This is a genomic window from Hydrogenophaga laconesensis, from assembly GCF_031457235.1.
In the GTDB taxonomy this organism is placed as follows: Bacteria; Pseudomonadota; Gammaproteobacteria; order Burkholderiales; family Burkholderiaceae_C; genus Hydrogenophaga; species Hydrogenophaga laconesensis.
Genome location: NZ_JAVDWE010000019.1, coordinates 86,831 through 94,502 on the forward strand (window position 1 = coordinate 86,831; position 7,672 = coordinate 94,502).

Genomic DNA, 7,672 nt, shown 5'->3' on the forward strand with positions numbered 1-7,672 from the left:
GCGGGATGAGCAACAACGCCAACACACTGCAAGCCTGGGTCCATACCCTCCGGTACGAAGCCGACGACATCATCAGCGTGGAGCTGCGCCCGGCACCGGGCGTGGAATTCCCGCCCTTCGAAGCCGGGTCGCACATCGACCTGCATCTGCCCAATGGCATGGTGCGCAGCTACTCGCTGTCGAACAACTGCAAGGAACGCGGCCGCTACGTGGTCGGCGTTCTCAAGGACCGCGCCAGCCGGGGCGGCTCGCGCTGCGTGCATGAACAGCTGCGCATCGGCATGCCCATCACCATCAGCGCGCCGCGCAACAACTTCCCGCTGCACGAAGAGGCCACGCACTCGGTGCTGGTGGCCGGCGGCATCGGCGTGACGCCCATGATGTGCATGGCGCGTCGGCTGAAAGACGAGGGCCACAGCTTCGAATTCCTGTATTTCGCCCGCTCGCGCAAGAGCGCGGCCTTCGCGGCCGAGATCGAGGCTCTCGGCGTGCCCGTCACCTGGCACTTCGACGACGAGAAGGGCGGGCCGCCCAACCTCACCGAATTGCTGGGCCGTCGCGCACCGGCCAGCGGCGAGCACTACTACGCCTGCGGCCCCACGGTCATGCTCGACAACTTCGAGAAGACCTGCGTTGCCCTGGGCCACATCAACGCGCACATCGAGCGTTTCGCGGCCGTGGAAGTGGCCGCGGCCATCGACGCCAGGACGACCTTTACCGTCGAGCTCAAGCGCAGCGGCCAGACCTTCGAGGTCACCCCCGAAACCACGCTGCACAAGCGCCTGATCGAGATCAACGCCGACGTCCCCTGGAGCTGCGAGGAGGGCATCTGCGGTTCGTGCGAAACCAAGGTGCTCGAAGGCGTGCCCGACCACCGCGACATGGTGCTCACCGACGCCGAGCGCGCGACCAACAAGGTCATGATGGTCTGCGTCTCTGGTTGCAAGAGCGATCGGCTGGTTCTCGACCTCTGAACGACCGAGCGCGCCCTCTTCAGGCAGGGCGTTTCATCAGGCATTTCCCATCCCTGCGCCGGCCATAGCGCTGGCGGCCGCCGCCGCGACCCACGCATCGGCGGGGTCGTCGTGGGCAGCGGGCACAAAGACGGTGGCGGCTTCGCTCGCACCCGAAGGCGGGAGTGCCGCGTACTGCGCAAAGAGCAATGCCATCTGTGCGGCCTCGGGGATGGGCACGCCATCGCCGGCGAACATCACGTCGCCCGCGCGCGTGGTGCTGCCATCGGCCCACTGCACCTGCGATGTGCCGAAGACGATGTTGCCCTGGTTCATCGCGGGCGTGCCCTCGCGGGTGAGGGAGATGCCCTGCAGGCCTGCGTCGTCGAGCGAGACGAACTCGCCCTCGTCCTGCACGCCGTTGGCGTTGCGGTCCTGGAAGAGGCCGAAGTCCTTCCAGCGGTCATCGGCCGCGGTGATCCAGCCGTCGTGGTTGCTGTCGTGCGCGGCCAGGCCTTCGAGGTCGGTGCGTGCGCCGGGCAGGTGGTCGACGAAGCTGACCTCGCGGTCGATGTCGACGCGGCCATCCCGGTTGGCATCGAGCACGAGGATGGCGTCGGCGGGTGCGGCCCATCCGATGCGGTCGCGCCAGCCGTCGTCGTTGATGTCCATGAAGACGTTGGAGTCCTCGGGGCGGATGAGGTCGATGCCGTCGTTGGCCAGGTCGATGGCGACGGGGCAGCCGCCACCGGCGGGGGAGGAGCCCTTGTGGGTAGCGTTGATGGTGGCAGTGCTCGACGCACCCTGCCCATCGGTGACGGTGATGGTGAACGGGTCGTTGCCGTCGTAGGTGTCGCCGCGGTGGGAGAGGTGTTGCCAGGCGCCGTTCTCGGTGACCGAGGCGGCCGGTACCTGGGCCGGGTCGACAATGTCGAGCGCGTCGGCGGGCAGGTAGCGGTTGGCCCAGGCATGGCCGTGCACGGGGCCCGTGCCCATGCTGAAGCTCAGTTGTGTGGAGTCGCCATCGGGGTCGAAGGCGACCACGGTGCCGTTCTGGCGCAAGGGGTCGTCCATGGAGCCGATGAGCCCCTGCTCGGAGTCGTAGAGGTTGAGGTCATTCAGGTCGAACGCCATGGGCCGCATGTGGCCGTTGAGGTAGTAGCTGGCGGTGGCGATGCCGCCACTGGCATTCCTCAGATCATCCAGTGAGTGGATGAACGCCGCCCGGCTCTCGGTGTAGATGGGCAGGTAGGCGGGGAATTCGGAGTTGCCGTTGAATTCGTAGCCGTAGATGGGCCGCCCGTACCAGATGTCCTCGATGACGGGAGCGTCGTTGACGGACTGGACGGTGAGCACGGCCTGGGCCCAGGTGGAGGCGCCCTCGGGGTCCGAGACCTGGTAGCGGAAGGAGGCGGTGCCGTGGAAGTCGGCGTGGGGCACGAAGGTGACGTTGCCCTGGGCGTCGAGCGAGACGGTGCCGTGGGTGGCGTCGGCCACGGCGCTCACGCGAAGGCCGGTGTTCGATGGGGCGGTCTGGGTGGTGTCGGTATCGGTGTCGGCGTCGTTGACCAGCAGCTGGGCCGAGGCGATGACGAAGGGCACGTCCTCGTAGCCGGTGAAGCTGTCGTCGGTGGCCGTGGGGGTCTGGTTGATGCGCGAGAAGTCGATCTGGGCAGTGGCCATGCTGCGCGCGCCCTGGGGGTCCTGCACCCAGTAGTCGAACGAGCCGCGCCCGGCATAGCCGGCCTCGGGCACGAAGCTCACGCGGCCATCGGGGTGCAGCGTGGCCGAGCCGTGCTGGGCGTTGGCCACCTCGACGATGCGCAGGTCGGCGTGGGGGGTGTCCACGTCGGTGTCGTTGGCCAGCAGGGCCGCCGGGGTGAGGGTGTAGGCGATGTCGCGCTTGCCCCAGATGAGCTCGCCGCTGGCCACCGGGGCGTCGTTGACGGGGTGGAAGGTCAGGGCCACGCTGGCCTGGCTCAGGCCACCCGCGCCATCGTCCACCGTGTAGCTGAAGCTGGCCGGCCCGAAGAAGTCCAGCGCCGGGGTGAACACGATCTCTCCATCGACCAGCTGCACGCTGCCGTGGGTGGCGTCGCCCACGGCGGTGATGCGCAGGTCCGCGTGGGGGTTGTCCACATCGGTGTCGTTGGCCAGCAGGGCGGCGGTGGCGATGCGCAGCTGCGTGTCCTCGTCCACGGCCAGCGCTTCGCCCACCAGGCGCGGTGCGTCGTTCACCGGGGCAATAGTCAGGCTGGCGGTACCCACGGTGAAGCCGCCGGCGCCGTCGGAGACGGTGTAGGTGAACTGCGCCGCGCCGAAGTAATCGGCCTCGGGCACGAAGCGGATGGCGCCCTCGGGGGTGAGCGAGACCGTGCCGTGGGTGGCGTTGTCCACGGAGACGATGCGCAGGTCGGCGTGCGGGTTGTCCACATCGCTGTCGTTGGCCAGCAGGCTGGCGGGGGTGAACAGGAGGGTGTGGTCTTCGTCGCCGCTGGCGTGGTCGGTGCGGGCGACGGGCGCGTCGTTGACGGGGGCGATGTCCAGGGTGACGGTGGCGCTGCGGTTCAGGCCGTAGGGGTCGGTGACGGTGTAGCTGAAGGCGGCGGGGCCGTGGTAGTCGGGCTCGGGCAGGAAGGCGATGTGCACCTCGCCCTGGGCATCGGTGAGCAGGGCCACGCTGCCGTGCACGGGGGCGAAGACCGCGCTGATGCGCAGCGTGGTGGAGGCGTTGAGGGTGCTGTCGTTGGCCAGCAGGGAGGCTTCGGAGAAGCGCAGCACGGTGTCCTCGTCGCCCTGGGCGTGCTCGCCGCTGACGCTGGGGGCCACGAGCAGGGGAGATTCGGAAGACGGTAGCCCGCTGCCGGGGAGGGCCTCGGGCGCGGCAATGGCGCCGGAAGATGGGTGCGGCGAGGCGGTCGTGGCCGAGCCGGCAGAGTGGACATGGGTGAAGACTGGGCCGGCAGGCGTGGGCTGGCCGGCGGCGGTGCTGGCCGCCGGGGCCGACAGGGCTGCCGATGCCGGTGTGTCGATCGGGGTGGCCGCGCCGGTGGGGAGCAGCGAAGTGGGTAGCGAGAGCGGCGCGCCCGTGGCCGCCGGTGTCACCACCGTGGGCTGGCTGGTGGCGGGCGCGCTGGTGGGGGACGCGATGGAAGCCGCCGCGTCCGGTTCTTCTGCCGAGACGACCTGGGGCCACTGCACCGCGCCCGCGCCGAGGGCGATCGCCGTGAGCGCGCTCAGGTCCAGGCCGCCTGTGCCCAGGGGAGACGGCGCACCCTGGAGCAGGGCCTGTGAGGCCTGACCGGCCTGGGTGGTTGTGCCTGTTGATGCGCTTGTTGATGCACCGGCTAGCGCACCGACCGGAACGAAGACGGGCTTGCCCTGGCCCGATCGCACCGAGCCGGCGCCGGCGTCCGTCAACCGTGCATCCCCCACGCCCACCTCGGTGGAGGTCTGCACGGGCACGGTGGAGGCCACGGCGGCGCCCTCCACCTGGGTCACCCGGTCATCGCCCACATCGATGAGGACCGGCGCACGGCCCGCTCCTTCGGCAGCAGCGCTGCCCGCATCCACCTGCCCGCCGTGCACATGGCCGTCCATCCCGTCGAACGCACGGGTGTTCACCGCGGCGAGCACGGTCACCCCCGAGCCATCGGCCTGCTCGCTGGTCTCCAGCAGACCACCTTCGGTGAGCCGGTACGCCACGCCGCGCGTGTCAGCGGTGAGCATCTGGGCGGTGAGGGGGCGGGTGCTGCCGTCGGCGTAGGTCACGCTGGGCGGGTTCGCGGCGAAGTCGATGGCGGTGATGCCGGCCTGGGTGAGGCTCTGGGCTTCGTTGCCGCTCCTGTTCTGGCTGATGCCATCGCCGTTGACGTCCATCCACAGCCGCAGCGCGGCAAAGGCGGGGTCGCTGGCGTCGAGCCGGCCGTCCTGGTTGGCGTCGAGCCAGTGAACGTTGTTGAACGCGGCACCGTCCCCCTGGTTGCCCTGCAGGTTGAGCAGCTCGCCCGCGCCGATGTATCCATCGCCGTTCACGTCGATGGCCAGCATGGCCTGGTTGGCCTGCACCCACTGCGTGGCCTCCAGGTAGCCGTCGGCGTCCACGTCGATGAGGCTGTGCACCGGAGGCGGTGGCTCGAAGCCGGGCACGCCCAGGGTGAGCACCTGCAGGGTCTGGGTGATGCCGTTCTGAGAGGGGCCGTCCTGAGACACCCCATCCCCGCTCTCTTGCGGCAGGCTGGCCTTCTGCGTCGGCAGGTGGATGCCGCTGCCAGCCTGCCAGTGCGCCAGCGTGGTCTGCACGGCCCAGGCCGGGGCGATGGCGTCCATGGCGTGCGCCATGAAGTCCCCCGCCAGGGTCTGGCCGGTGCCGTCGTTCCTGTTGCCCGCGCCGTCGTAGTAGCGGGTCTGGGTCACGCCGTTGTCATCCACCCAGCTCAGGAACATATGGCCCTGGGCGCTGCCGTAGTTGAAGCCGTCGGGGTCGTGCTTGAAGCCGATGGTGGGCAGCAGGTTGGGGATGAGGCCGTAGAGGGGGGCGCCGTGTTCGTCGGTGTGGCGCGCGAGCTCATCCTGCAGGCCGTGGGCCAGCGCGCTCATCCAGGCCTGTGCGGTGGGGCCGCCGCCGTGTTCGTCCTGGTCGGTGACGATCTGCAGCTTGCCGTCCGCGTCCCACTGCGCGTGGGCTGCGCCTTCGCTCATGGGGATGTCTTCGCCACCGAAGATCGCGTTGCAGATGGTGATGACGGCGGCGATGATCTGGCCGTAGACGGGGATGAAGGCGCAGGCGGCGGCGATGACGGAGACGGGGTCGCCACTGTCCAGGGCCAGGATGAGGTTCAGCCCGGGGATGACGTTGGTGGCGTTGATGCCCAGCGCGCTGCCGATGGCTGCGCTGGCGGCACCGTTGGTCAGGCTGTTGACCAGCGCAATGCCCGAGACCATGGCCGCACCGACGTTGCCCTGGTCCAGCGCATTGAGCAGGCCGAGCATGCCGGCGGCCGCGCCCAGGTTGCCGGGCAGTGCGTCACCGCCGCTAAGCACGTCGACCGTGTTGTAGATGCTCACCAGCGCAGCGGTGCGTTGCAGGTCGCTCATCGCATCCCAGTGCTGCAGGCCGATGATGCTGTTCATCAGACCGATGGCAGTCGCCGCTTGCTGGGCTTGCTGTTCGGTCTGGGCTCGTTGCGCCGCGTCGTACTCGGCTTGCGTGAGCACCCGATCTCCCACCACGTAGACGGCACCGCCGCTGAGGTTCTTGAGCTGCAGCGTGCCATCGGCCTGCAGGTTCATCTCGCCAACGATGTCGCCTTCGCTGTTGAGCAGGAAGCTGCTGGTCTCGTTGAGGGGGAGGATGTCGAACCCGTTGAGCTGGCCGTAGCCGTAGGCGCCGCCGAGGTTGGGCCTGGCTTCGGGCGACAACATGCTGACGAGGTCGGAGTGGGAAACTTTCTGCAGGTCGATGCCCCGGTACTGGTCGCTCTGCAGATCACTGCCATTGACGGCGTCGACTGAATACGGATCTCGGGGATCGTGCGTGTCTTCTGGGGGCGGGATGGCAACCGTCTCACGCTCATCGGGTGTGCCCGCCACGGGCCAGCGCGTCTTGGGGGTTCCGTCTTCGTTGGTAAGGATGTCGCCGTTGCGGGCCACCTGGTAGGCCTCCGAGTAGGTGGCTGGGGGCTGGCTGGGGTCGAACCGGTTTTCAGGGGGGACATCGGCCACCTGCGCGCCCTGGTTTTGCAAGTAGCCGGTGACGCCTTCCAGCACGGCGGCGGCGGTGCCGTTTTTGTCGTAGCCGCCCCCGGAGCCCACATGGTTGGTGTCAACGTTCACCTTGACCACGCGCGCATCGGCGCTGAAATCCGCAGACTCAAAATAGTCCCGGTCCTCGCGATTCGCGACGACGGCCAACACGTCGCCCTTGACATTGGGGGGAATGGCCAGGTTGCCTTCGATGCCTGACTTCACAGGGTCAATGAGTGCCATGCCATAGACCAGAACCCCTGGGGGCGCGACCACCCTTCCGTCCGGAAGCACAAGCCCCCGCTCATTGAGTAGCTGCGAAAAAACAATGGGTGTGATGCCACCCCGGCTGAAGCCTACGACTGAGGCGGAGATGTCGGCGTAGGTGGCGCTGGGGTTGTCACGAAGGTATTTATCTGCTGCAACCGCGAATTCAGCAAGGGCCTTTTCTGCAGCGAAATGCACGGCCGACGTTGGTGAGAATGCAGCTGCAATCAGACCGCCGTTTTCGCCGCCTGTGCCTACGCCCGGGTAGTAGCCAACAGCCAAATTGGGATTGGTCGCTCTTGCGATTTCAGCCTGCCCAAAAACATTCGCCACATTGGTCTGATACGGACTGCCAGACAGAGCCAAGTCATCCTTGTTGTTATTGGTGCCATCAAAGGCAGCCAAGAAAACAAATGGCCTGACGGGAGGCGGCAGGCTGGCACCGGCTGCAGCCATCGTGGCTGAGCCAGCTTGCAGTTTGGCGACTTCTTCAGGCGTCAGGTGGCCCGTGATAGCGGTTCCCATAGCGCGTACTCCCGGTTACTTCTTGTAGGTGTTGGTGGGGTAGATTTCGTACGTGACCGTGTACCTTGCCAAATACGTTCTGAGAGGACTAGGGCGTGTTAACACTAATAGCGATCGTGGCGATCTCGTCGGACAATCTCGGGCATGGAGATTACGCCCGCACAATTCGCCACCATTGAGCA

Annotated in this window: 2 protein-coding genes; one reads left to right on the forward strand and one right to left on the reverse strand. The window is 67.6% G+C overall.

Annotation, left to right across the window (positions count from 1 at the left end; genetic code table 11):
- Positions 1–5: 5 nt before the first annotated feature.
- Complete coding sequence (locus tag J2X09_RS24555) at positions 6–974, forward strand: PDR/VanB family oxidoreductase (protein WP_204735460.1); 969 nt, start codon at positions 6–8, stop codon at positions 972–974.
- 36 nt (positions 975–1,010) lie between these two features.
- Here J2X09_RS24555 and J2X09_RS24560 read toward each other — a convergent pair whose 3' ends face one another.
- Positions 1,011–6,941, reverse strand: coding sequence for a tandem-95 repeat protein (locus tag J2X09_RS24560; RefSeq protein WP_310309625.1), 5,931 nt, complete (start codon positions 6,939–6,941; stop codon positions 1,011–1,013).
- Positions 6,942–7,672: the final 731 nt, after the last annotated feature.

What these genes read in the sequence shown, in the direction of transcription:
- J2X09_RS24555 (WP_204735460.1), top strand. Translation starts at nt 6, where the DNA reads ATGAGCAACAACGCCAACACACTGCAAGCCTGGGTCCATACCCTCCGG.
- J2X09_RS24560 (WP_310309625.1), bottom strand. Translation starts at nt 6,941, where the DNA reads ATGGCACTCATTGACCCTGTGAAGTCAGGCATCGAAGGCAACCTGGCC.